Source organism: Rothia nasimurium, assembly GCF_049068285.1.
Classification (GTDB): domain Bacteria; phylum Actinomycetota; class Actinomycetes; order Actinomycetales; family Micrococcaceae; genus Rothia; species Rothia nasimurium_I.
In genome coordinates, this window is record NZ_JBLKPV010000008.1 from 86150 (window position 1) to 110020 (window position 23871).

The following is a 23871-nucleotide window of genomic DNA, read 5'->3' on the forward strand; positions in this document are numbered from 1 at the left end:
TGTTCATCAGAACGAGATATAACTTTACACAGATTTCCAGCCCTTGCCAAATCGAAAAAGCATGTTCTGAGTCACATATTTTCCTGGGGGTGGGGGATAGGCAACGACCCCCTGACAATGGCCAGGGGGTCGTCACGGGGTTCAGGGGGCCGCTTGTCGACTTATTCGTCGGTGAGGGTAACCCCAATGCCACCGACGAGGCGGGCTGCTACGTTGTAGAGCATGGCAGAGAGGGCGCCGAGAATGGTCAGCAGAACGACGTTGACGACAGAAACGATGGTGCTGTAGAGGGCTACCTGGCCAAGGGACAGGTATTCGGAGATATCAACAGCGTTGCTGGTGGTGCCGAGCAGCTGCAGCAGGTCGTTCAGGCTCTGGAAGGCACCGGTAGCCTGCATGACCAGCCAGAGAATGACGGCAGCGACGACGGTAACGATACCGATGGCCACGGATAGGAGGAAGGCCAGCTTGGCGACGGAGAAGGTATCTACCTTCGCGACGACGAGGCGGGCGCGGCGGATTTTGGAGCGGGGGGCAGGACGCACGAGGGGCTTGCGCTGGCCGCCAGGGGCGACACCGGCTTGGGGGCGAGCCTGCGGGCGACCCTTGCCCTGGGCGGCGCGCGGGGTTCCTACACGCGGCGCGGGGCGGGCTGCGGTGCTGTTATTGCTCACTCTTACCTCCAGTGATGTCTGCGGTCTCTAGGTCCGCCGGTGTGGTCTTGTTTTCTAAAGGTACTTCATCTGCCGACTTTTCGGTACCTTCGGCGCTGTTTTCGTCGGTGTCGTCTGACTCATCAAGGTTGCGTTCGTAGTTGCGGGCAACTTCGAGGATTTCGTCGTTCTTGCCGGGTTTGGCGAAGATGACGCCCATGGTGTCGCGGCCCTTAGCGGGTACTTCTGAGACTGCGGTACGCACGACCTTGCCGGACTGCATAACGACCATGACTTCGTCCTCTTCACTGACGATGAGGCCTCCAACGAGGTCGCCGCGGTCTTCGGCCAGCTTGGCAACCTTGATACCGAGGCCGCCACGGCCCTGGACGCGGTACTGGTCGACCTGGGTGCGCTTGGCGTAGCCGCCTGCGGTGACAACGAAGACGAAGGAGTCGTCGGTGACGACGTTGGCTGAGAGCAGCTCATCGCCCTCGCGGAACTTCATGCCGGTCACACCAGAGGTTGCGCGGCCCATGGGGCGCAGGGCTTCATCGGTGGCAGTGAAGCGCAGGGACTGGCCCTGACGGGAGATCAGCAGCAGGTCGTCCTCGGCGCTGGCCAGCTGGGCTGAGACCAGTTCGTCGCCGTCACGCAGGTTGATGGCGATGACGCCGGCGGCGCGGTTGGTGTCGTAGTCCGACAGGGCGGTTTTCTTCACCAGGCCCTTCTTGGTGGCCAGGATCAGGTAGGGGGCGTCCTCGTAGGACTTGAGCTCCATGACCTTGGCAATGGTTTCCTCGGGCTGGAAGGCTAGCAGGTTAGCCACATGCTGGCCCTTGGCGTCACGGCCGGCTTCCATGAGCTCGTAGGCCTTGGTGCGGTAGACACGGCCCAGGTTGGTGAAGAAGAGGATCCAGGAGTGGGTGGAGGTGACGAAGAAGTGCTGGACGACGTCGTCCCCGCGCAGGGAGGCACCCTTGATGCCCTTGCCACCGCGGTGCTGGGAGCGGTACTGGTCGCTGCGGGTGCGCTTGACGTAGCCGCCGCGGGTGATGGTGACGACCATTTCTTCCTCGGGAATGAGGTCTTCCATGGACATGTCACCGTCGTAGCCCATGAGGATCTTGGTGCGGCGGTCATCGCCGAAGCGGCCAACGATTTCGGCCAGTTCTTCGGAGATGATGGATCGCTGGCGGTCTTCTGAGGCGATGATCGCGTTGTATTCATCGATCATGCGCATGAGCTCGTCGTGGCGGTCCTGAATCTTCTGGCGTTCCAGGGCGGCCAGGCGGCGCAGCTGCATGTTCAAAATGGCCTGGGCCTGGGCCTCGTCGATATCGAGGAAGTCCATGAGGCCGGTGCGGGCGTCGTCGGCGGTGGGGGAGCGGCGGATCAGGGCGATGACCTCGTCGAGGGCATCGAGGGCCTTGAGCAGGCCGCGCAGGATATGTGCTTCTTCCTCAGCCTGACGCAGGCGGTAGCGGGTGCGGCGCACGATGACTTCGAGCTGGTGGTTGACCCAGTGGCGAATGAAGGCGTCGAGAGAAAGCGTGCGGGGCACGCCGTCCACAATCGCCAGCATATTGGCGGAGAAGTTCTCCTGCAGCTGGGTGTGCTTGTAGAGGTTGTTCAGCACCACCTTGGGCACAGCATCGCGCTTAAGGACGATGACCAGGCGCTGGCCGGTGCGGCCGGAGGTTTCATCGCGCAGGTCAGCGATGCCGGTGATCTTGCCGTCCTTGACCAGTTCAGCAATTTTGATGGCCAGGTTATCGGGGTTGGCCTGGTAGGGCAGCTCGGTGACGACCAGGCAGGTGCGGCCCTGAATTTCCTCGACGTTGACTACAGCCCGCATGGTGATGGAGCCGCGGCCGGTGCGGTAGGCCTGCTCGATTCCCTTGTGGCCCAGGATGGTGGCGCCGGTGGGGAAGTCGGGGCCCTTAATGCGGGCGATCAGGGCTTCCAGCAGCTCTTCGTTGGAGGCTTCGGGGTTCTGCAGGAACCACTGCACACCGTCGGCTACTTCGCGCAGGTTGTGCGGGGGAATGTTGGTGGCCATGCCGACCGCAATACCTGATGAGCCGTTGACCAGCAGGTTGGGGATACGGGAGGGCAGGACAACCGGTTCCTGGTTCTTGCCGTCGTAGTTGGGCTGGAAGTCCACGGCGTCCTCGTTGATGTCTCGCACCATTTCGAGGGCCAGGGGGGCCATCTTGGTTTCGGTGTAACGGGGGGCTGCAGCGCCGTCGTTACCGGGGGAGCCGAAGTTGCCCTGGCCAAGAGCCAGGGGGTAGCGCATAACCCAGTCCTGAATCAGGCGGACCAGGGTGTCGTAGATAGCGGCGTCGCCGTGGGGGTGGTACTGGCCCATGACTTCACCGACGACGCGGGCGCACTTGTTGAAGGAGCGCTCGGGGCGGTAGCCGCCGTCGTACATGGCGTAGATGACGCGGCGGTGCACGGGCTTGAGGCCGTCACGCACATCGGGCAGGGCGCGGCCGATAATGACGGCCATGGCGTAGTCCAGGTAGGAGCGTTCCATCTCAGAACGCAGGTCGACAACCTCGACGTTGCCACCGGGAGGCACGTTCCCTGCGGTGGGGGCAACAATCTCGCCTTCGACGGGCTGGTGTGAGCTAGTGGTGTTCTCGTCGCTCATAAATTCCTCTGTTCGTATCCTTGACTTCTTTTATTCCCTAAAGGTTATATAGCGCATTTTTCATGCGGAAACCTTTTAGATATCAAGGAATCGGATGTCCTTTGCGTTCTGCTGGATAAATTCTCGGCGGGCCTCGACGTCCTCACCCATCAGGACGGAGAAGATCTGGTCGGCCGCAGCCGCGTCCTCCATCTTGACCTGCAGGAGGGTGCGACGCTCGGGGTCCATGGTGGTATCCCAGAGCTCGGTGTAGTCCATCTCGCCCAGACCCTTGTAGCGCTGGATGCCGTTGTCCTTGGGCAGGCGCTGGTTCTTGGCGTAGCCAGCTTCCAGGGCAGCGTCGCGCTCGGCGTCCGAGAAGACGTAGTCGTGCGGGGCATTAGACCACTTGATGCGGTAGAGCGGGGGCTGGGCCAGGTAGACGTAGCCGGCCTCGATGAGGGGACGCATGTAGCGGAAGAGCAGGGTCAGCAGCAGGGTGGTGATGTGCTGGCCGTCCACATCCGCGTCTGCCATCAGTACGACCTTGTGGTATCGGGCCTTCTCGATATCGAAGTCCTCGCCGATGCCGGTACCAAAGGCGGTAATCAGCGACTGGATTTCAGCGTTGGACAGGGCCCGGTCGAGGCGGGCGCGTTCGACGTTCAGGACCTTACCGCGCAGGGGCAGAATGGCCTGGGTTTCGGGGTTGCGGCCGCGCACAGCTGAACCACCCGCGGAGTCACCCTCCACCAGGTAAATCTCGGAAATTGAGGGGTCCTTGGAGGAGCAGTCCTTGAGCTTGCCGGGCATGGAGCCAGTTTCGAGCAGGCCCTTGCGGCGGGTGGTCTCACGGGCCTTACGGGCAGCCAGGCGGGCCTGGGCTGCGGTAATGGCACGACGGACGATTTCCTTGCCGGTGCCGGGGTTGCGCTCCAACCAGTCACCCAGCTGATCCATAGTCTCGCGCTGGACGAAAGCCTTGGCTTCGGAATTGCCCAGCTTGGTCTTGGTCTGGCCCTCAAACTGGGGCTCAGAGATCTTGACGGAGACGACGGCGGTCAGACCTTCGCGGACGTCCTCACCGGTGAGGTTATCGTCCTTCTCGCGCAGCAGCTTGTTATCGCGGGCGAAGCGGTTAATCAGGGTGGTCAGGGCGGTGCGGAAGCCTTCTTCGTGGGTGCCGCCCTCGTGGGTGTTAATGGTGTTGGCGTAGGTGTGCACCGATTCCTTGTAGGCGGTGGTCCACTGCATAGCCACTTCCAGGCTCATCATGCGGTCAGTATCTTCGCTTTCGAAGGCGATGATGTCTTCATGCACGGTGGTGAGCTTCTTGGAGGTGTTCAGGAAGTTGACGTAGTCAAAGAGGCCGTCCTTGTACATGTAGGTGACGGTCTTGTAGCCGTTGGCGTCAGCCCCTACCTGGTTGAGGGGCAGGGTCGCAGGCTTCTCTTCACCGGTAACTTCATCCCCCTCGTGCAGCTCACGCTCATCGGTCAGCTGGATGGTCAGACCCTTGTTGAGGAAAGCCATCTGCTGGAAGCGGGCCCGCAGGGTCTCGAAATCAAACTCGACGGTTTCGAAGATGTCGGGGTCGGGGTAGAAGGTCTGGGTGGTGCCGGTTTCGTCGGTAGCCTCCCCGCGGGTCAGGGGCTTGACGGTGTTGCCGCCGTTGGCGTAGCTGATGTGCCACTTGTAGCCCTGGCGACGCACCTCGGTTTCAACCCTGGTCGAGAGCGCATTCACAACAGAAATACCCACGCCGTGCAGACCGCCGGAGACAGCGTAACCGCCACCGCCGAACTTACCGCCAGCGTGCAGGATGGTCATCACGACCTCGACGGTGGGCTTCTTCTCGGTGGGGTGTTCGTCCACCGGAATGCCGCGACCGTTGTCGGCAACTCGAACGGCGCCGTCCTTCTGAATGACGACCTCAATCAGGTCAGCGTGCCCGGCCAAGGCTTCGTCAACGGAGTTGTCAACGACTTCGTAGACCAGGTGGTGCAGGCCGCGTTCGCCGGTTGAGCCGATGTACATACCGGGACGCTTGCGGACCGCTTCGAGGCCTTCAAGAACGGTAATATCGGCGGCGCCGTATTCATGGGTTGTTTCTTCAGTTGCCACAGGTAGTTAGGCTCCTTGCATGGTCGGTATCGCACCAGGCCAGGGAAAGGTGACCAAAGCTCAGCTCCGCCGGGGCGGAGAGCGCTTGGAGGGCCCGCAGAGAGGTGCGCGTATTCTCTGCCAATTCTACCGCAATTTAGCTTTTATCGACCGGTTTTGTGATGTTTCAGCAGGGGCCTACCGGCTTAAACCGCCTTAGCTGGCCACGGGAGCGAATAACCCCCGCTTGCTGTGGGTTCATACAGCCAGCGGGGGTCGGGGGCGCAGAAGCGATTTTTCCATATCCCGTCTCCCCTCCCTGCACACCCGGGGGCAGGACGGCAAGCGGGCAGCTTATCCGTAGGTATCGCGGGGGCCACGGCCGCCGGGCACCCGGTAGCGCCCCTTCTTCCAGCTGGGGGCGTGGGGGCCAAAGGCTTGAATGTCGGTGACGACCTCATCACCGAGTTCACTGTTGAAGCGGCGCATGATGTCGTACTTCATATGGCGGATCTGCACCGCCCAGGCCGTTGATTCACAGCGCACAACAAGCACACCCTGGTCGAAACTTTCAGGGGTGGTCTTACCGGCCACGTTCTGCCCCACCAGCTCGGGCCATCTGGCCATGACAGATGAAACAGCAAGCGGGGTTGTCCATCCCCGTTCCATAATGATCCGGCCGATGAGGCCACTGAGGGGCTGGGGGTCACGGGCACTGGGGCCGGGGCCGGTATACCCGCCCAGTTGGTTGTTTGAGCCAGGGGAGCGGTAGGTGCGCAGCTTCGTGCCGGGCTCTGCTGTCATTACCTTACTGAAGTCTTTGATGATCTTTCGGCCGGCAGCCCCCTGCACTCTGAGTTCCCCCCGGGCTTCTTTTGAGGCCCGAATCCGAGAAAGGAGGGCATGGGGGGCATCGAGCACATCTTCGGAATATTCCGACTCGTAAATATCATCCCGAGAATCCATTTATGCCTCACTCTGCATATTCGCAGGTGGGGATTCTATCCTCACCTGGCCAGGCTCAACCCTCACCAGGGTAATCTCCCCCAGCTCTTGGGGAATATCGCTGGCCACCGCGCAGGTAACTAAGACCTGCTCAGCCCCTGCAACAATAGCCCCCAACCGGTGGCGGCGGGCAGTATCAAGCTCAGCAAAGACATCATCAAGAATCAGAATGGGAGAAGCCCCGGGAGTCTCATTATCAGCCAGGTGAACATACCAGGCCGCCAGCTTCAAAGCCAGGGCAAAAGACCAGCTTTCCCCGTGGGAGGCAAATCCCTTGACCGGAATACCTCCCAATTCCAAGGCAAGATCATCACGGTGGGGGCCAACCAGGGTGACACCGCGCTCAAGCTCTTCCCGCTGCTTCTCGGCAAACCCGCGCAGCATAGCCTGCCGGATATCGTCAGCGGACATGAGGGCAGCGCGGGGGAGTACCTCCCCTGAAATCGCTGGAAAAATGGTGGACTCGTAGGTAATCCCCACCGACTTCGACCCGTCAGTTAGCTGGCCGTAGGCCTTCTGAAGCTGGGGGAGGAGCAAGTCAAGCGTGCGGAGCCTTGCCTGCAAGAGATGGGCGCCGACGTCCGCAAGCTGCTTATTCCAAACCTCAAGGGTGTAGAGATCGTCCCCAGATGAAACCCGCCGCGAGCGCATGGACTTGAGCAGAGAATTACGCTGGCGCAGGATTTTCTCGTAGTCAGCCCGGTAGGAGGCTACAGAGGGGCGCAGGGAAACTGCAAGGTCGTCGATGAAACGGCGGCGGCCTGCCGGGTCCCCCTTGACCAGCTGCAGGTCTTCGGGGGAGAAGAGCACCGTGCGGGTTACCCCCAGGGCCTCGCGGGCGCGGACGGGGGCCGCCCGGTTGATCCGTACCCGGTTGCTTTTGCCGGGAGCCAGTTCAAACTCCAGGACGGTCTGCTGGTTGCCCCGAATCGTCCGGGTTCGAATGTAGGCGCGGTCAGCGCCCACACGGACCAGCGGAGAATCCTGGCTCACCCGGTGGGAGGAGAGCTGGGCGGTGTAGTCCACAGCTTCCACAATGTTGGTTTTACCGACTCCGTTGGAGCCGAGAAAAACCGTGACACCGGGGGTGAGCGGCAGGTTCAGGAGCTGGTAGGTGCGGAAGTCCATCAACGAAAGATGGTCGATGTACAGCGCTAACTCCTTGGGTGAGGGTTACACCTGATGGCGGTGTTAGTTGTTCTGGAGGCGGATGGGCATGAGCAGGTAGCGGTAGTTCTTCTCGTCATCAGCCTGCCAGTCATCCTGTTCAGAGAGCACGACGGGCTTGCGCGGGTCGGTGAAGGAGAACCGCACGAACTTGTTGGCGGTGAAGGTGTGGAGGCCTTCTGAGAGGTAGCTGGGATTGAAGGCAACGGTGATGTCTTCGCCGTGCAGCTGGGCCTGAATTACTTCCGTTGCCTGGGCGTCCTCGCCGGTGCCGGCGTCCAGGGTGACCTGGCCCTGGGCAAAGGCTAGGCGGACGGGGGTGTTGCGCTCAGCGACCAGGGAGACACGGCGGACGGCCTCCATAAGGTCTGAGGTGCGCACAATGGCGTGGACGGGGGTAACTTCAGGGAAGAGGGAGCGGATCTTGGGGTATTCACCGTCAACCAGCAGGCTGGTGGTGCGGCGGGAATCTGACTCGAAGCCGATAAGTTCGTGGGCGTCGGAGAGGGCGATAGACAAGTCTCCTGCGCCGCCCAGGGTTTTAGCGACCTCAGAGAGGGTCTTGGCTTTGACAAGCGCTGCGGTTGAGATAGAGGAATCAGCCGGTGACCAGGTCAGTTCGCGCATGGCCAGGCGGTAACGGTCGGTGGCGAGCAGGGTAATCTGGTCGCCCTCAATTTCCATGCGGACGCCGGTCAGAATCGGCAGGGTGTCGTCCTTAGAGGCTGCTACCGATACCTGAGCAACTGCCTGGGCGAATTCGGAGCCTTCGACGGTACCTGACAAAGCGGGAAGGGCAGGGAGCTCCGGGTAGTCAGCAACCGGCATCGATGCCAGGTTGAAGTTAGAAGTACCGCAGGAGATATGGACTTTGCTGTCGCGAAGTTCAAAAGTGACTTCGTTGGACTTGGGCAGGGAGCGGCAAATATCTGCTAAAAGACGACCTGAAACCAGAGCTTCGCCTTCTTCAGCGATATTGGCTTCGATAGTGAGCTTAGCTGAGGTCTCGTAGTCAAAGCTGGCAATGGATACTTCACCGGCAGACGCACGCATGAGTAGACCGGAGAGTACCGGCACCGGGGGACGCGGTGATAGGGAGCGGGCGGTCCAGGTTACCGCATCGGCCAAGGTATCGCGTTCAACAGTAAATTTCACTGGAGCACCTTTCAGATGAACAAAGACAAAGCCGTGCAGAGCGCAGGGCATAACTCAGTCTTTCAGTCTACCCGAACAAGGCCTGACGAAATTTGTGTAATTTCAAAAATCTACTGACCCCAAGTAGCCCCCTGGCGCGAAACATGTAATTACAGAAACCAACCCGCCGCACCGCCATCCGCAGAGCATTTATTGTTATTTGACGTTTTTTCTTAAGGGAAAGTAGTGTTAATAGCCCTTGTGAAAACTGTGGAAAACCAGTTTTAGCCCCGCAAACTCAAGGAAGAGCTTGTGAACCGAGTGTGCATAAGGTTACCCACTTCTGTGAATGAATAGTGGATGGATATTTATGCATAAAAGAATCTGCACAGCTTCTGCATATCTATGCACTTAACATCCACATTAATTCAGCCCTTCTTCATTAAGTTATCCACAGGGCCTGCGTAAGGGGCTTGAAGCAGTATTTACCCACGTCAAACCCCATAAACTGGCAGATTTACTCCTTGGAGGCCTGCTTGATGCGGTTGGTCAGCTCCGTTACCTGGTTGAAGATCGGACGGCGCTCAGCCATCAAACTGCGAATCTTCCGGTCTGCGTACATCACGGTTGTATGATCGCGGTCGCCCAGCTCCTGACCAATCCGGGGCAGGGACATATCCGTCAGCTCCCGCAACAGGTACATAGCGATCTGCCGGGCATTCACCAGGGTGCGGCTACGAGACTTCGACCGCAGATCCTCAATCGTCACCTCAAAATACTCAGCGGTAGCCGCCAGCACCTGCGAGGCCGTAATCTCCTGCACCCCGTCGTCCAGAAGAAGATCCTTGAGAACCTGCTCAGCCAACTGCATATCCACGGCCTGCTGCTGCAAGGAAGCAAAGGCCGTCACCCTAATCAGGGCACCTTCCAGCTCCCGGATATTGGTTGAAATCCGAGACGCAATGTACTCCATGACATCATCAGGCACATCCAGGCCCTCGTTCTGGGCCTTCTTCCGCAAAATCGCAATACGGGTCTCAAGCTCCGGCGGCTGGACGTCCGTAATCAGACCCCACTCAAAGCGCGAGCGCATGCGCTCCTCAAATCCGGTCAGCTGCTTCGGCGGCAAATCAGAGGTAATGACCACCTGCTTCTGGTGGTTATGCAAGGCATTGAAGGTATGGAAAAACTCCTCCTGGGTGCTCTCTTTACCTGCCAGGAACTGGATGTCATCGATCAGGAGCATATCGACGTTGCGGTAAATCTGCTTGAAAGAGTTGTCGTTCTTATTAGCCAGCGAGTTAATGAAGTCGTTGGTGAACTCCTCAGAATTCACGTAGCGCACGCGCAGGCCCGGGTAGAGACTCTTGGCGTAGTGGCCAATAGCGTGCAAGAGGTGGGTCTTGCCCAAGCCCGAGCCACCGTAGATAAAGAGGGGGTTGTAGGCCGAGGCCGGGGTCTCCGACACCGCGAAAGCTGCCGCGTGGGCAAAACGGTTGGACTGGCCAATCACGAAGCTATCGAAGGTGTACTTGGGGTTCAGACGGGCTGTGGAATCCCAGGTCGTGACGGTCGCCCCGCTTGCTTCGGCAGGGGCTCCGGGTGCGGACGCAGCCACCTCCTCTTCCTCCGCAGAAGCAGGCTCTTCAGCAAGAAGGGGGGAATAATCCTCATCTGCAGCCACCGGGGCGGGGGCAGGGCCGTCCTCAAAAGCCCCGGGAGCTGGCGCAACCGGTGCCTGCTGGTCTGGAATAACCCGCTCCACCGCAGGGGCAGCCTTCTCCGGGGAGCTCTCCAGGCTGGTATCAATAATGAAGGCCTCTGTGACCCCCTGGCCGAAGGTTGCCGTTATGGCCTCCTGCAGGGTGTCCTTGAGCTCGTGCTGGAAGATATCGCGGGTGAACTCACTGGGAACCGCAATCAGCAGCACATTCCCCATAAAGGCATGAGGCTGGGCCAACCCAATGTGGGCCCGATGGCGCTGGGCAACCGACGTATCAGCGCGTAAGAGCGCAACCAGCCGCATCCACTGCTTCTGCAGCTCAGGATCCAAATAATCGCCCACGCAGGCCTCCTCATACGAAAAAATTTATCAACATGATATCCACACCGTTAGGCGGTTCTCCACAGTTATCACCAGGTTTATCCACAGAGTGGAAAACTTGTGATTTATCGGTGGGATACCTGTTTACAGTATGTGATTAAACCTCCCACCGCTAGCTCCAAAGCCCAAAAATTTGTAACTTACAAAACCTTCCGTGCTTCTGTGGATAACTCCGGCTAGGGGGAAGGTTTTCTGTCGCTATCCACAGGTGTGCCCAAACTCTCTTGCCAGCCTGTGATTAAAGACCTACCGCTTGTGGGCTTGACCTTGTATCAAGACCTCTTCTAGAGTTGATTAGTCAAAGTGTGCTAAAACTATGCCCACACGCGGGGCATGACCTTAGACCGCGCACCACAGCGCACCCTAAGGGCAGCACACCAGCAAGAAGCGTCAACCTGTTCGAAGAACTGTTGAAAGGTTGGCCCCCGTACCAACCATTTTTGGAGTAACCAAATGAGCAAGCGGACTTTCCAGCCGAATAACCGCCGCCGCGCCAAGAAGCACGGCTTCCGTCTTCGCATGCGTACCCGTGCAGGCCGCGCCATCCTCGCGAACCGTCGTTCAAAGGGCCGCGCAAGCCTCTCAGCATAAGGCTTTTCATCTCCTCGCCTCGGCCTAGCTTCGCAGGCCAGCGTGATAACGCAGCCCGCCAAGAGACGACCGAACCCGAAAAGGAGAATACGTGCTGGCACAACAGCACCGGATGCGAGCCTCGGCTCAATTCTCAGCAACTACACGTTCCGGCGCCCGCTCAGGGCGTCGGAACTTAGTTCTATATACAGCCAAAACAGACGAACAAGCAACCACTATCGGTTTCATCGTCTCAAAAGCCGTCGGCAACGCCGTCACCCGCAACAAAACCAAACGCCGCCTACGGGAAGCCATAGCCCCCTTCGTCGCCGAAAACCCCACCGGCTACTCCATCGTCGTCCGAGCCCTCCCACCTGCCGCAACAGCGTCCTACCGGGAACTTGCCGCCGACCTCACCGGAGCCCTGGCTGCCACCCTAAAAAAACTCAGCGCCCCGCAGGCAGCTCCCCCCAACCCCACCCGAGAGGAGCTCTAACACCATGGGCACCTCCCACCCCACCCCCGAAACGGACAACGACGTCCTGCTCAACAAAGCCCCCCACGAATTCGTCGTCCCCGCCACCTTCACGCAGGCCCTCATCACCCTGCCCCAAAACGCCCTCATAGCCTTCATCAAGCTCTACCGGGCCATCGTCTCCCCCCTTTACGGCGACGTCTGCAAGTACTACCCCACCTGCTCCGCCTACGGGCTCGAAGCCCTCACCACCCACGGAGCCGTCCGGGGACTCTCTCTGACCGTCCGCCGTATCCTCCGCTGCCACCCCTGGGCAACCGGAGGCCTCGACCCCGTCCCCACCGGCCGCCGAACCTTCACCCCCGGCACCGAACCCAAAATCATTCTTCTAAACCACCCCCACCAGCACACCAGCAGCTAAAAGCACCGACGCTGACCGTGCCCCAACAACCGGCTCACCACACACCGAGCCAGGAAGAGAACCATGTTCGACATCATTCTCTGGCCCTTCAAATGGATCGTCTCAGCGATCCTCTGGGCATTCCACGAAATCTTCGCAGCCATCGGCATGGACCCCGCCTCCGGCACCACCTGGGTCCTCGCCATCATCGGCCTGACCATCGTCATGCGAACCCTCACCATCCCCCTCTTCATGAAGCAAATCAAGGCCATGCGCGGAATGCAGGAACTGCAGCCCGAACTCGCCAAGCTTCAAGCCAAATACAAGGGCAAGACCGACCAGCTCTCCCGCCAAAAAATGGCCCAGGAGCAAATGGCCCTCTACAAGGAATCAGGCTCCAACCCCCTGGCCTCCTGCATGCCCATCCTCGTGCAGATGCCCATCTTCTTCGGCCTCTTCCAGGTGCTCAACGGCGTCCCCAGCGCAGCAGCTAACAACGAGAGCATCCTCATGCTCTCCAACGACAAGGTAGAGCAGTTCAACGACGCCTACATCTTCGGCGCCCCCCTCTTCTCCACCATGCTGAACCCCGGCAACGGCAACCACGTCGCTACCATCATCATTGCCGCCATCATGGTCGTGCTCATGAGCGCCACCCAGTTCTACATCACCAAGCAGCTCTCCGTGAAGAACATGTCGGACGCCGCCAAGCAGTCCCCCATGTACCGCCAGCAGCAGATCATGCTCTACGTGCTGCCCCTCATCTTCGCTGTCTCCGGCATCAACTTCCCCCTGGGCGTGCTCGTCTACTGGACCGTCTCCAACTTCTGGTCCCTCGGCCAGCAGTACTGGGTCATCAAGAACAACCCCACCCCCGGCTCCCAGGCAGAACGCGAACTCAACGAACGCCGCGCCGCCAAGGGCCTGCCCCCCGTCGGCAAAACCAAGGAACAGCACGAAGCTGAAATCGCCGAACAGCGCGAACGCGCCAACCGTGGCCAGCGTCAGCAGCCTATGAGCAAGAAGCGCCAAAAGCAGCAGAAGAAAAAGAACTAGTCAGCAAAGGAGGACCACCCCATGACTGAAACCCCCACCACCCCCGAAGAGGTCATCGAAGAAGCCTTTGACGACGAAGGCGACATCGCAGCCGACTACCTCGAAGAACTCCTCGACATCGCCGACATCGACGGCGACATCGACATCGAAATCCGCAACGGCCGCACCTACCTCTCCGTTGTCACCGAAGACGGAAACACCGAAGAACTCGATGCCCTCGTCGGTGCCGACGGCGAAGTCCTCGACGCCCTCCAGGAACTCGTCCGCCTCTCCGTCCTGGCAGCCACCGGCCAGCGCACCCGCCTGATCCTCGACATCGCAGGCTACCGCGCAGACCGCCAAAAAGCCCTCGTCACCCTGGCGGAAACAGCCATCGCCGAGGTCAAGGAAACCGGCGACGAAGTCCACCTCGAACCCCTGGGCTCCTACGAGCGCAAACTCATCCATGACATCGTGGCCGCAGCCGGCCTCTACTCAGAATCTGAAGGCGCCGGGGCAGACCGCCACATCGTCATCATGCCGGCAGAGGACTAAACCGTGAGCGAAACCAAGACTGAAATCCCCGCGCTCGCAGGTCCCGCCCTCGTTGCTGCCGACCAAATCTTCGGCGACCGCCTGCCCCTGGCAGAACGATACGTCGAACACCTGGCCACCAGCGGTATCGAACGCGGACTGATCGGCCCCCGTGAGGTTCCCCGCCTCTGGGAGCGCCATGTGCTCAACTGCGCTGTCGTTGAAGAGTTCATCGAAGAAGGCGCCTCTGTGGCTGACGTCGGCTCCGGTGCAGGCCTTCCCGGCCTCTGCCTGGCTATTGCCCGCCCCGACCTGCAGCTGACCCTCATTGAGCCGCTTGAGCGCCGCGTCATCTGGCTGACCGAGGTGGTAGATGACCTGGGCCTAGAGAACGTGGACATCATGCGTTCTCGCGCCGAGCAGGCCGTCGGTTACGTTGACGCTGATTACGTCACCGCCCGCGCTGTTTCTGCCCTCGTGGGCCTGCTGGACATCACCCTGCCGATCCTGCGCGGAACCGGCCAGCTGCTGGCCCTCAAGGGCCGCAGCGCCGCCGAAGAAATCGAGAAGGCCCAGAAGAAGCTCAACCGCTACGGCGCTCGCCAGACTGAGATTCTGGTCGCCGGTGAGGACCTGCTGGAAGAGCCCACCACCGTTGTGCGGGTAACCCTCTAGGTCTTACCTGCGGACGGCAAAGCCCGGCTTCCCCTGTAGTGGGGAAGCCGGGCTTTGTTCTTAGCACCTAGCGGGGGTTACGTCGGAAAATGAACTCAAAATCTCGGGTGGCACCGACTTCAAAGTAGTAGTCGCCCACGCGTTCAAAACCGTAGCGGCTATAGAGGCGCTGGGCCCCGTAGTTTTCAGACCAGACCCCCAGCCAGAGGGTTCTTTGGTCATTGTCCTTCAGGAGCCACTGGAGGGCCTTTTCAAGCAACTGGGAGCCCAGACCCTGCCCCTGGTACTCAGAACGCACATAGAGCCGCCTGATCTCCCCGTCAGCGCCCTTGAGCTCAGGGTGGGGGAGGTGGGCGCTGCCGGCCACCACATAGCCGATGAGGGAGCCGTCCTGCTCCGCCACCCAGATACCGTAGTCGGGGCTGGCAATCTCACGGGCGTACCCTTCTTCGGTGTAGGCCTCAGCCAGGTAGGTGGCTAAATCTTCGGGCGGGTAGTAGGTGAAGGTTTCAGAGAAAGTTGTGGCTGAAAGGACGGCCAGCTCGGCGGCGTCGGCGGGGGTGGCAGGGCGAATGGTTGTCATGGTTCGTGATTATAGTCGGCCGCTAGGTTTCACGTGAAACATCAGATAAGCGCTCTTGATAAGTTGTTTAAAAGCGAATGGTTTGAGGTCGTCAGGGGAGCGGGTAGTCTTGTAGGGAACAGAAATCTGAGCAAACCCCAGGGGAGAAAACAGTGTCCACCATGCCTAACATTCCTGATTTTGGCCTCCCACCCGAACCGCTTGCGGCAGCTAGCAAGCCCGACAAGGGTTCTGCTGTTTCACGTGAAACACTCGAAAAACTGGGTCGTTCAGATGCCGCTGTCATGCCAGATAGCCCCCTGGGCCAGCAGGCTGCCAGCGCCCGCGAACAACTCGCTGACCTCACCAGTCGAACCCTGAGCCGTCCCCGCGAAACCCGCATCTTCACTATCTCCAACCAGAAAGGTGGGGTCGGAAAAACCTCCACCGCAGTAAACCTGGCCGCCGCGCTCGCCCACCGGGGTATGAACGTCCTGGTGATTGACAACGACCCCCAGGGCAACGCATCAACCGCCCTCGGGATCGACCACGGTGTTGATGTCCCCTCTACCTACGATGTCCTCATCAACGACACCCCGCTGGCTGACATTATTCAACCCTGCCCGGACGTCGACAACCTCTGGTGCGCCCCGGCCACCATTGATTTGGCCGGTGCCGAAATTGAGCTGGTGTCCATGATGGCCCGTGAATCCCGCCTCTCCACGGCAATCTCCGATTATGCCGCCGCCCGGGAGGCAGCTGGCCAGCCCCGCCTCGACTACATCTTCATCGACTGCCCGCCCTCCCTGGGCCTACTCACTATCAACGCCTTCTGCGCTGCCCGCGAAGTCCTCATTCCCATTCAGTGTGAGTACTACGCCCTCGAAGGCCTGAGCCAGCTGCTGAAAAACATCAGCATGATCCAAAAACACCTCAACCCCCAGCTGGCCATCAGCACAATCCTTCTCACCATGTACGACGGCCGCACCAACCTCTCATCCCAGGTGGCTGACGAGGTGCGGGAGCACTTCCCCCATCAGGTTCTCACCACCCCGATTCCCCGCTCTGTGCGTATCTCAGAAGCGCCCAGCTACCAGCAAACCGTCATCAGCTACGACCCGGCTTCCCCCGGTGCAATTGCCTACCTCAAGGCGGCTGTTGAAATTGCAGAAAAAGTATAAACACTATATATAGGTAGTTCTTCTGTAATATTGAAGCCGAAAAACTTACAAAAGTCCGTTCCCAGCACAGCGCCGGGGACGGATTTTTTGTTCGGGTTTCTAGGTTTTCTCCACTAAACTGGGGGAGGACTACACGACGATGGAGGAAGCCATGGCAGAAAAAAAGCGAGGACTCGGACGCGGCCTGGGGGCCCTTATTCCGGAAAGCACCCTGGCTCAGCCTCAGGACGAGCTGGACCTGGGTGTTGAGACGCCCACAGGAAAGAGGGGCGTCAAGAAGCCTGTTTCACGTGAAACATCGAAGAAGAAGCGGGCAGATATGGGGGCCGCCCTGCGCTCTACCACCGCTTCCCGCCGTCCAGTAGATTTCTTCTTCGGCGATGAGACTGCCGCTGCAGGGGACGGCCTGGTTCCAGTTCCCGGTGCAGATTTCGCTACCCTGGACGTCACAGACATCCACCCCAACCGCAAGCAGCCCCGCACCGACTTTGACGAGCACGATATGCAGGAGCTCGTCCACTCCATCAAGGAAATCGGTATTCTGCAGCCGATCGTGGTCCGTCCCAGCCGGGAAGACGGGGAGCAGAAATATGAACTGATTATGGGTGAGCGTCGCTGGCGGGCGACCCAGCGGGCAGGCCTCACCACCATTCCGGCTATCATCCGCGAAACCCAGGACGAAGACCTGCTCCGTGATGCCCTGCTCGAAAACCTGCACCGCTCCCAGCTCAACGCCATTGAAGAAGCTGCGGCATACCAGCAGCTCCTGGAAGAATTTGGCACCACCCAGGAGCAGCTGGCCCAGAAGATTGGCCGCTCACGACCGCAGATTTCCAATACAATCCGTTTGCTTAAGCTACCTGCTCTGGTGCAGCGCCGGGTTGCTGCAGGCACCTTATCAGCTGGCCACGCCCGGGCCCTGCTGGGCCTCAAGAAGGCAGCTGACATCGAAACCCTGGCCCAGAAGATCGTCAACGAGGGCCTTTCTGTGCGGGCTGTTGAAGAGCTGGTCGCCCAGGCATCTGATGCCAAGCCCGCCAAGCCCCGGAAGGCCCCTGCCGTCCAGAGCCACACAGAGCGACTGGACTACCTAGCCGATGCCCTGGGGGACTATCTCGATACCGACGTCAAGATCAATCTGGGTGCCCGCAAGGGTAAAGTCACCATTGAGTTTGCCTCGGTTGAAGACCTCAACCGGATTATTGACCTTGTAAATCCCGGCCTGAAGAAGTAACCGCAGACTGGTTATCCCGGCTCAGGACGAAGCGGCCCCCACCAACCTCGGTGGGGGCCGCTTTGTATTTGCTGCAGCGTGGGGTCGGCCTGCCTAGGGGGGCGCTGGCGGCATAGCCTGAAACTTGGCCTGAAGCTGCCGGTGTCGGGGGGCAGAAAACCTGCCCCAGCCGTCCTTGTTTCACGTGAAACAAAGGAGCGAAACCGGTAGCTGCCCTGCAGATAAAAGCGAGAGCCTACCGCACCCAAACAGCGGTAGGCTCTCATTCCCAAACTAGCTCGGTGAGCTATTCAAGCAGGGGGCCAAAGCCCCGATCTGCCTGTAACAAATCCTTCCCAGGGGATTTGAAATCTATGTGGCTTATTTGCCGGTGTATTCCCAGACACGGACGTAGTCAACCTCAACGGCGCAGTCTGCGGTGGTGGAGGCCAAGCCACCCCAGTAGGCGTTGCCTGCCTGCATGCAGAGGCGGATGTTGAACTTTTCACCCTTGGGCAGGGCTGCCTGGTAGCGGGGATCTTCAGATGAAACGAAGAGGTATTCAACGCCGTCGAAGAAGAACTTGACGCCTGCGGGGGTCTTTTCAATGGCCCAGGTGTGGTACTCGTCAGCCAGGTTCTGGCCGAGGACGGGGATCATTGCTGACTTCTTAGCGGTGTTACCCTGCTGCTGGCCGTAGTGGACGGTGCCTTCAGAGCGGTTGGAGATGTCGATCTTCTGCTTGCCGGAGGTGTAGCCGTAGGACTCAGAGATATCGATTTCACCGAGCAGGGTGGTGTTGTCGGGGCGCATCCAGATGCCACCCCAGGCGCCGATGTGCTCAACGGTTGAAGCGGGCTGCTTGGCGCGGTATTCCAGGCGGAAGTTTTCTGCTGAGAACTTGCCCATGGTGTCGATGTAGCCGGTGGCCCATTCGCGGGTCTTGCCGTCCTTGTAGGTGACGGGGGTAGCCAGCTTCTTGAGCCAGATTTTAGCGGAGGAGTCACCCATGGTGACGGCTTCCTTGAGGTTGACGGATGAGTCGTAACCTACGTAGGACTTGTCGCGGACGCGCCACTTAGCACCGTCGATAGCGCCGTTGTTGAAGTCGTCCTCGAAGATCATTCGGCCCCAGCCGGCTGCGGTGAGGGCACCGCGGTGTTCGCCCCAGTTATCAGCCTTGGCGGCGGTGAGTTCGATGGCGTGGGTTGCGGGTGCGGTCTTGCCTGCGTAGACGGAGGCTGCGGTGCCGACGCCTGCGGGGGTGTTCTGGAAAGGAACGTTGACGTCGTCGAAGGTCAGGTTTTCTGCAACACCGTTGATGATGGTCTGGGCAACCAGGCGGGTGGCGCGGACGGAGAGGGCCAGGTCGAAGGCGAAGGTACCTGCGGGTGCCTTTGAGGTCAGGACCTTCTGGGCCAGGACGGTGGTGCGACCTGCCATGGTGCGCTCGATGATGAGGCGCAGGCGGCCTGCGTTGTTGAGCTCGACCAGGGCTGCGTAGGTGTCGCGGCCGTTGGCTGAGCGGCGGGCGTGGACGCGGGTGTAGATGGCGCCGGTTGCCGGACGGGAGGTGGTGAAGGTAGCTTCCACTAGAGCATCTGATGCCTTGAGGCCTGCAGCGGTGAAGGCTGCTGCGTTGGTGAATGCCTGGGCGAAGGGGGAGGTGTAGTTGACGTCTGCCAGGGGGACTACACGCATGGTGCCTGACTTCAGGTTTGCACCGTTGAGGGGGGTTGCTACGGTGGCAGCCTGGGCTGACTGGGTGGTCAGTGCAACTGCGACTGCGGTTGCGGCGGTCAGGGACAGGAAGTTGCGACGTGATACGGAGATCATGGTTTGGGTTTCGCTTTCAGTTGTTTGGGTTGGGAGGTTCTGGGTGGAACCTTTGGGGTGTTGGGTGATTCCTTGGGGAGGAATCTGAAGAACCTTTGGGGAAGTTCTTCGGGGTGGGTTCCTTGGGGAGGATCCCTGGCTGGCTGGGTGGCCCGCCGTGCTTCGGTAGATAACTTTACGGACGTTTGGGGGACAAGGCAAGTCGATATGGGGACAAATCTGATGCTTTCAGCTGAAAGCAATAATGTTTACACTAGTCAGTGCAGGGTTATGAGGCTGAAAATTTTTTTGGATAATGTTTTGAACTTGTCCCCTAAACTGCTCTATCTAGGCAAAATAGCGAAAATTTTTTAAGTAAAGCAGGTTGAGTTTGTCCCCCAAAACTCTTCTTTTGGACCATCTCTGGATCAAATAGGGGTGCACATGGCTACTTGTACCCCATTTTGTCCCCCAAAAGGACGGCTGGGGCGGCATAAAGGGGAAGTAGGGGTGGGCGCAGGGAAGGATTTGGGGGCAATCTGCCCCCTATTTGTCCCCTAAAACCTGCTGGCTAGGCCTTTTGCGGTTGATTGCCTCCTGTTTGTCCCCTATTTGTTCAGCCTGTCGGTGTCTATGGTTCTCCTGTAGGAAGGGGGCGAGGGGTGAAATTGGGGTTTTGTCCCCCATTTTGTCCCCCAAAACCAAGCTTGGGGTCTTTGGTGGGGACTTTTGCTGGTTTTGAGAGTAGCTGCTGGCTTTGAAGGCGCTAGAAGCCCCTCTGGTGGCCTGTTGCGGAAAAAATGAGCAATCACCCCAGCCTGCTGGTGTTAGGCGCTCAGAGCGGCTTCTGGAGGGGGTGTTTTTGTGGATTGTTACACCAAATTGCACGAAATAACCATACAAGAAGTGGCGGTTGGGATCTTCTGGTGTTTCGAACTGGGTGACTCAGCGTGGTGATATTCAGGGGTATGTCTATTAGGGAGCCCCTTCCTAGGGGCGGCAGCGTCCACCGTTCTTGGCGCATTCACTGCCAGATATGGTTTGGTCTGGCATATAGGCACAACGTTTCATTAGCTATCGTCGCTATGTGCTGCCTGCCCCTATACTGGGAAAAACTGTAGGAGGTAAGGCAAGTGTTTAAGAGGATAAATTTTCAATCGATACTTCTTCTGTCTGGGGAACCCTGGCTTATTGAGATTGCAGGGTGGGGTCTTGGTGCCCTCTTGATGCTTCTTCCCTGGCTGGCTTCAGCTCTCCTTATCAAGAAGAGGGTGCTGGGTAGGCCCCACCAGGGCTTGCAGAATACTAAACAGGACCCTGCCCAACAATCTGCCGGTGATGCCGGGGGATCATAATCCTTTAGTCGTTCTATTCTCAAGGTTCTCTGGTCTATGCAAAGCTCCGGTTTTGGCTTTACCTTTACCTGCCGGCATCGAGTGGGTTGGTGAGGGGGTCTTTGAACCAGGGGTATCTCGGTTTGCTAACCCGCCCTGCAGGGCCTCCAAAAGCCTACCTTGTTTCACGTGAAACATGCCCTGGTTCGCTAGGGCTGTGTGGACCCCTGCTCCTCTATGTTTCTGCCTTCTATTCAGGGTTTAGAGAATCTCAGTAGGCAGGTATTGAATACCTAGAATAATGCAAGGAAATCAAATGAAAACTCCCCTTGGGGAGTTCATTTTTTATCTCATGAAAAATATATGAAGGATATTCTTCTTGTCTTTATGGGGGTGAAATGAGCGTTAAAAGCGGAGTGGGGAACGATTCAAGGGTGAAGTAGCGAGGTGTGAAAATAATTGTAAATAGGCAAAATTGATATGTAAAGAATCGTTTTGTCAAGGGAGAAGGATTTTGTTCTAAGAAATCAATTGGGAATCAGTAATTAGTAGTATGAATTGCCTGTGCTAATGCATATTTAAGGGGCGGTTTGAGGAAGCGTAATAATGGTGGTTAGTAGGCAAAATCACCCTTCTGGGCGTTTTTTGCACCTTTTCCGGGTTGGTGGCGAGGGTTCCTTGTAGTGTCCTGTGGCTGAGATGTCTAGGTATTTAGGTAAGTGTGTAGGGCTTGTATGATCTGGATATAGAGTGCCACCTTTTGGGTATAGGAATAGAAAATTCTTTGAGCTGGGTGTCTTATAGGGTAGTTAATTTGGGCGGTGGTGGGGATTTAAAATAAATAAATATAGTGTTTTAGGGAAAATATAGGAATATCAATTGAGGTAATCTAATCCTATACTACCCCTCAAAGTTTTGAAATATATTTATTATTTTGCATTTGCTGGGTTCTCTCTAAATAAAATTCTATATTCTGGTTTTGTTTATGGGTGGGGGTAGGCGGGGTGCGTGTGGCGTTAAAATGAGAAAACAGTTGCACACATGCACCAGGTGTTGCACACGTGCAACAGGCATCTTATGATGGGAGTGTGGAAATTATTGAACTCCTCCGCGAAGCTGCAGAGCACCCTACGCAAACAGCCAGAAAAGCCGGCATAGCTCGTTCAACCCTTCTCCGAATCACCCAAGAAAAAACTGAGCCCACACCCGCGACCTTGCGTGAAATAGCCCTAGCCCATGGATGCGATCTCAACTACTCGCTCAAGCCAGCATCAGATCCCTGGGCCATCACAGCAGCACGCTACCTGCTTGACCCAACCCTGCCAGAAAACCTACCCCAGGAGCGTCCTGAAATAGCCCAATGGCTAGCCAGATATGCACGGTGGGGGGTTATCCCCAGTGCCCCCGGGGTAGCCCCAGACCCGGAAAAACTTGCTGAAGAAGCCGCCCCTTACGGGAACCTCCCCCAGCGCCCTGGGGTATATTTCTATGCTCCAACCCCCTTGCTGTCACCCGCCGAACTTGCCCTGCGCGTCGCCTCAGCAGGCGACCAAGCCGGGGCCTCCTGGGCTCTTTCTGGTGCCCCCATAGCTTCCCACTTCTTAGGGCAAAAGGCTACCCAGGGACCCACCGTCCTCTGGGTTGAAGGGGACCTCAATCCTGCCGCCCGAAACCTCTCCCTGACTCTCACCGAAACACCGATTTTTCAACCAGCAGGTGTTGTCCTCGTGCAGGCTGAAACTCTTGAACTTGAAGCTGCTACCCAAGATGGAGGTGTAAACCTGGTTGCCCCCATTCAGGGTGTCCTCGATTTGCACTCACTCGGATTTGGATCCCTGGCCCAAGACATCACAAGCCACTGGGGAGAAAACTAGTCGTGAACAACCCACCTCAACGCATACACTGGGGCAGAAAAAGACTGTCGCAACCCCCCTCAGTGCCGTCACCCGGAGAAAAGCCCCAAGGTCCTCCCGGACAGAGCCGCACAACCGGCCGAGTGTACTGGGCGGTCCCATTAGACACCTCCCCTATCCTTTCCAGCATGCCTCAACGGGCCCTAGCCCGCTTTAAACACAACCTGAGCGAACTCATCTGGAACACTGCAGCCTTGGAGGGGAATGCCTTTACCCTGCCTGAGGTGATCACCTTGCTCGATGGGGTAACGGTAGGGGGAAAGAGTATTGAAGATGAGGAACAAATTCTTGCCTTGAGCGAGGGGTACAATTTTGTAGCCGACCATGTTGCCTCTGGAACCTTTGCTCTGACCCGGGAGTTCTCCAACCAAGTCCATGCCCTTGTCGCTCGTCATGAGGCTATCGAGAGCGGATTCTTTCGCGGGCAGGGGGCTGTGACCGGTGGCGGCACGGTGCGCCTTTCCCAGGGTGGTGTCATCGACGGTGACGATCACGGTGAACAAGGGCAAAACCTCCTGGCAGACTACGCAAACCTCCTGGCATCCTTGAGTCAGATAACAGATCCTCGGGAACGGGCCCTGGCCTATTTCTGCTCTGCCGTGCGTTCTCAGTTCTATTTCGACGGCAATAAACGTACAGCCCGCTTGATGATGGCTGGGGAACTCATGTCTCACGGTTTTGATGCCATCAACATTCCATTTGCTAGGCGCCTGGAGTTTAATCAGGCACTTGATACCCTTTTCACGAGTGATAACGCAACTCAGCTCATGCGTTTTCTCGTGTCTTGTGCCATTCGCCCCTGACCTCGTTGGCAGTTAGCCTCCTATGTTTCACGTGAAACTTTCCTGACCTCCTGGGCGTCCGTACCCTACCTGCGCTCAAGCACCACCGCGCCCCCAAAGGAGAGACCCCTAAAAGAGAACATGCAAAGGCCCCTCAGATCGCTCTGAGGGGCCTTGGGGCCAGCTTATTGGGTAAAGACCCCTAGGGGCCCTACAGGGGCTACTTCCTACTTGAGGAACTCAGCGAATTCCTGCTCCAGGGCAGCCTTGGGCTTAGCGCCCACGGTCTGCTTGGCAACCTCGCCGTCCTTGAAGACGTAGATTGCCGGGATAGAGGTGATGCCGTACTTCATGGCGGTGGCGGGGTTGTTCTCGACGTCCAGCTTGAGAACCTTGACCTTGTCGCCGTACTCTTCACCCAGCTGGTCGATGATGGGGCCAACCATGCGGCAGGGGCCGCACCATTCAGCCCAAAAATCAACGATAACGGGCTTGTCTGACTTCAGAACTTCGTCAGCAAAAGTAGCGTCAGTAACCTGAGCTGCCATAATAATTTTTCCTTTTCTAGAGGGTGA

At 58.4% G+C, this 23871-nt stretch carries 20 protein-coding genes; 10 read left to right on the top strand and 10 right to left on the bottom strand.

Features of this window, described 5'->3' with window-relative positions; all coding sequences use genetic code 11:
• Positions 1-161: 161 nt before the first annotated feature.
• The 7 genes from ACMXX3_RS08375 to dnaA form a co-directional block, all read right to left on the bottom strand.
• Positions 162-674: a DUF3566 domain-containing protein gene (locus ACMXX3_RS08375; RefSeq protein WP_421084275.1), complete on the bottom strand. Its 513-nt coding sequence runs from the start codon at positions 672-674 to the stop codon at positions 162-164.
• Positions 664-3315 carry a DNA gyrase subunit A gene (gene gyrA, locus ACMXX3_RS08380; protein WP_421084276.1) on the bottom strand — a complete coding sequence of 884 codons (2652 nt, stop codon included), beginning with the start codon at positions 3313-3315 and terminating at the stop codon, positions 664-666. Before gyrA ends, ACMXX3_RS08375 begins: the two co-directional genes overlap by 11 nt.
• A gap of 75 nt (positions 3316-3390) precedes the next feature.
• Positions 3391-5418, bottom strand: a complete 2028-nt coding sequence (gyrB, locus tag ACMXX3_RS08385; protein ID WP_421084277.1) for a DNA topoisomerase (ATP-hydrolyzing) subunit B — start codon at positions 5416-5418, stop codon at positions 3391-3393.
• 333 nt (positions 5419-5751) lie between these two features.
• On the bottom strand, positions 5752-6363 hold the full coding sequence (locus tag ACMXX3_RS08390; protein ID WP_421084278.1) for a DUF721 domain-containing protein: 612 nt from the start codon (positions 6361-6363) through the stop codon (positions 5752-5754).
• Positions 6364-7554 carry a DNA replication/repair protein RecF gene (recF, locus tag ACMXX3_RS08395; protein ID WP_421084313.1) on the bottom strand — a complete coding sequence of 397 codons (1191 nt, stop codon included), beginning with the start codon at positions 7552-7554 and terminating at the stop codon, positions 6364-6366.
• 39 nt (positions 7555-7593) lie between these two features.
• On the bottom strand, positions 7594-8724 hold the full coding sequence (dnaN, locus tag ACMXX3_RS08400; protein ID WP_421084279.1) for a DNA polymerase III subunit beta: 1131 nt from the start codon (positions 8722-8724) through the stop codon (positions 7594-7596).
• Between the two features lie 496 nt (positions 8725-9220).
• Positions 9221-10729, bottom strand: a complete 1509-nt coding sequence (dnaA, locus tag ACMXX3_RS08405; protein ID WP_421084314.1) for a chromosomal replication initiator protein DnaA — start codon at positions 10727-10729, stop codon at positions 9221-9223.
• Between the two features lie 531 nt (positions 10730-11260).
• Between dnaA and rpmH the strand changes: the two genes are divergently transcribed.
• The 6 genes from rpmH to rsmG all read left to right on the top strand — a co-directional run bounded on the left by rpmH (position 11261) and on the right by rsmG (position 14496).
• On the top strand, positions 11261-11398 hold the full coding sequence (gene rpmH / locus ACMXX3_RS08410; protein ID WP_083091541.1) for a 50S ribosomal protein L34: 138 nt from the start codon (positions 11261-11263) through the stop codon (positions 11396-11398).
• Between the two features lie 91 nt (positions 11399-11489).
• The gene (gene rnpA / locus ACMXX3_RS08415; protein ID WP_421084280.1) at positions 11490-11873 is read left to right on the top strand and encodes a ribonuclease P protein component; all 384 of its coding nucleotides are present in this window, start codon (positions 11490-11492) and stop codon (positions 11871-11873) included.
• Between the two features lie 4 nt (positions 11874-11877).
• Entirely contained in the window at positions 11878-12273 is a 396-nt protein-coding gene (gene yidD / locus ACMXX3_RS08420; RefSeq protein WP_421084281.1) for a membrane protein insertion efficiency factor YidD, read from the top strand.
• 63 nt (positions 12274-12336) lie between these two features.
• Complete coding sequence (gene yidC / locus ACMXX3_RS08425) at positions 12337-13308, top strand: membrane protein insertase YidC (protein WP_421084282.1); 972 nt, start codon at positions 12337-12339, stop codon at positions 13306-13308.
• Positions 13309-13329: 21 nt separating this feature from the next.
• A complete protein-coding gene (locus ACMXX3_RS08430; protein ID WP_421084283.1) occupies positions 13330-13842 on the top strand; it encodes a protein jag in 513 nt (170 codons plus the stop codon).
• Between the two features lie 24 nt (positions 13843-13866).
• On the top strand, positions 13867-14496 hold the full coding sequence (gene rsmG, locus ACMXX3_RS08435) for a 16S rRNA (guanine(527)-N(7))-methyltransferase RsmG (protein ID WP_421084315.1): 630 nt from the start codon (positions 13867-13869) through the stop codon (positions 14494-14496).
• A gap of 67 nt (positions 14497-14563) precedes the next feature.
• On the opposite strand, the gene ACMXX3_RS08440 is transcribed toward rsmG, so the two are convergent.
• A complete protein-coding gene (locus ACMXX3_RS08440; protein ID WP_421084284.1) occupies positions 14564-15079 on the bottom strand; it encodes a GNAT family N-acetyltransferase in 516 nt (171 codons plus the stop codon).
• A 161-nt stretch (positions 15080-15240) separates the two neighbouring features.
• Between ACMXX3_RS08440 and ACMXX3_RS08445 the strand changes: the two genes are divergently transcribed.
• Together ACMXX3_RS08445 and ACMXX3_RS08450 are read left to right on the top strand one after the other, a co-directional pair.
• Complete coding sequence (locus tag ACMXX3_RS08445) at positions 15241-16239, top strand: ParA family protein (protein WP_421084285.1); 999 nt, start codon at positions 15241-15243, stop codon at positions 16237-16239.
• 151 nt (positions 16240-16390) lie between these two features.
• The gene (locus ACMXX3_RS08450; RefSeq protein ID WP_421084286.1) at positions 16391-17473 is read left to right on the top strand and encodes a ParB/RepB/Spo0J family partition protein; all 1083 of its coding nucleotides are present in this window, start codon (positions 16391-16393) and stop codon (positions 17471-17473) included.
• 360 nt (positions 17474-17833) lie between these two features.
• On the opposite strand, the gene ACMXX3_RS08455 is transcribed toward ACMXX3_RS08450, so the two are convergent.
• Positions 17834-19288 (bottom strand): glycoside hydrolase family 16 protein, encoded by a 1455-nt coding sequence (locus tag ACMXX3_RS08455; protein ID WP_421084287.1) that lies wholly within the window; start codon positions 19286-19288, stop codon positions 17834-17836.
• A gap of 2401 nt (positions 19289-21689) precedes the next feature.
• Between ACMXX3_RS08455 and ACMXX3_RS08460 the strand changes: the two genes are divergently transcribed.
• Both ACMXX3_RS08460 and ACMXX3_RS08465 read left to right on the top strand, forming a co-directional pair.
• Complete coding sequence (locus ACMXX3_RS08460; protein WP_421084288.1) at positions 21690-22475, top strand: helix-turn-helix domain-containing protein; 786 nt, start codon at positions 21690-21692, stop codon at positions 22473-22475.
• Between the two features lie 167 nt (positions 22476-22642).
• Positions 22643-23317 carry a hypothetical protein gene (locus tag ACMXX3_RS08465; protein WP_421084289.1) on the top strand — a complete coding sequence of 225 codons (675 nt, stop codon included), beginning with the start codon at positions 22643-22645 and terminating at the stop codon, positions 23315-23317.
• Positions 23318-23523: 206 nt separating this feature from the next.
• Here the strand turns inward: ACMXX3_RS08465 and trxA are convergent, their stop codons facing one another.
• Positions 23524-23844, bottom strand: coding sequence for a thioredoxin (gene trxA / locus ACMXX3_RS08470; protein WP_237189728.1), 321 nt, complete (start codon positions 23842-23844; stop codon positions 23524-23526).
• Positions 23845-23871: the final 27 nt, after the last annotated feature.

Bases quoted from the DNA above. Each gene is read 5' to 3' on its own strand.
- gyrA (WP_421084276.1), bottom strand. From the start codon at position 3,315: ATGAGCGACGAGAACACCACTAGCTCACACCAGCCCGTCGAAGGCGAG.
- ACMXX3_RS08390 (WP_421084278.1), bottom strand. From the start codon at position 6,363: ATGGATTCTCGGGATGATATTTACGAGTCGGAATATTCCGAAGATGTG.
- dnaA (WP_421084314.1), bottom strand. From the start codon at position 10,729: ATGCGGCTGGTTGCGCTCTTACGCGCTGATACGTCGGTTGCCCAGCGC.
- rpmH (WP_083091541.1), top strand. From the start codon at position 11,261: ATGAGCAAGCGGACTTTCCAGCCGAATAACCGCCGCCGCGCCAAGAAG.
- yidD (WP_421084281.1), top strand. From the start codon at position 11,878: ATGGGCACCTCCCACCCCACCCCCGAAACGGACAACGACGTCCTGCTC.
- yidC (WP_421084282.1), top strand. From the start codon at position 12,337: ATGTTCGACATCATTCTCTGGCCCTTCAAATGGATCGTCTCAGCGATC.
- ACMXX3_RS08430 (WP_421084283.1), top strand. From the start codon at position 13,330: ATGACTGAAACCCCCACCACCCCCGAAGAGGTCATCGAAGAAGCCTTT.
- ACMXX3_RS08440 (WP_421084284.1), bottom strand. From the start codon at position 15,079: ATGACAACCATTCGCCCTGCCACCCCCGCCGACGCCGCCGAGCTGGCC.
- ACMXX3_RS08445 (WP_421084285.1), top strand. From the start codon at position 15,241: ATGCCTAACATTCCTGATTTTGGCCTCCCACCCGAACCGCTTGCGGCA.
- ACMXX3_RS08450 (WP_421084286.1), top strand. From the start codon at position 16,391: ATGGCAGAAAAAAAGCGAGGACTCGGACGCGGCCTGGGGGCCCTTATT.
- ACMXX3_RS08455 (WP_421084287.1), bottom strand. From the start codon at position 19,288: ATGATCTCCGTATCACGTCGCAACTTCCTGTCCCTGACCGCCGCAACC.
- ACMXX3_RS08465 (WP_421084289.1), top strand. From the start codon at position 22,643: ATGCCTCAACGGGCCCTAGCCCGCTTTAAACACAACCTGAGCGAACTC.
- trxA (WP_237189728.1), bottom strand. From the start codon at position 23,844: ATGGCAGCTCAGGTTACTGACGCTACTTTTGCTGACGAAGTTCTGAAG.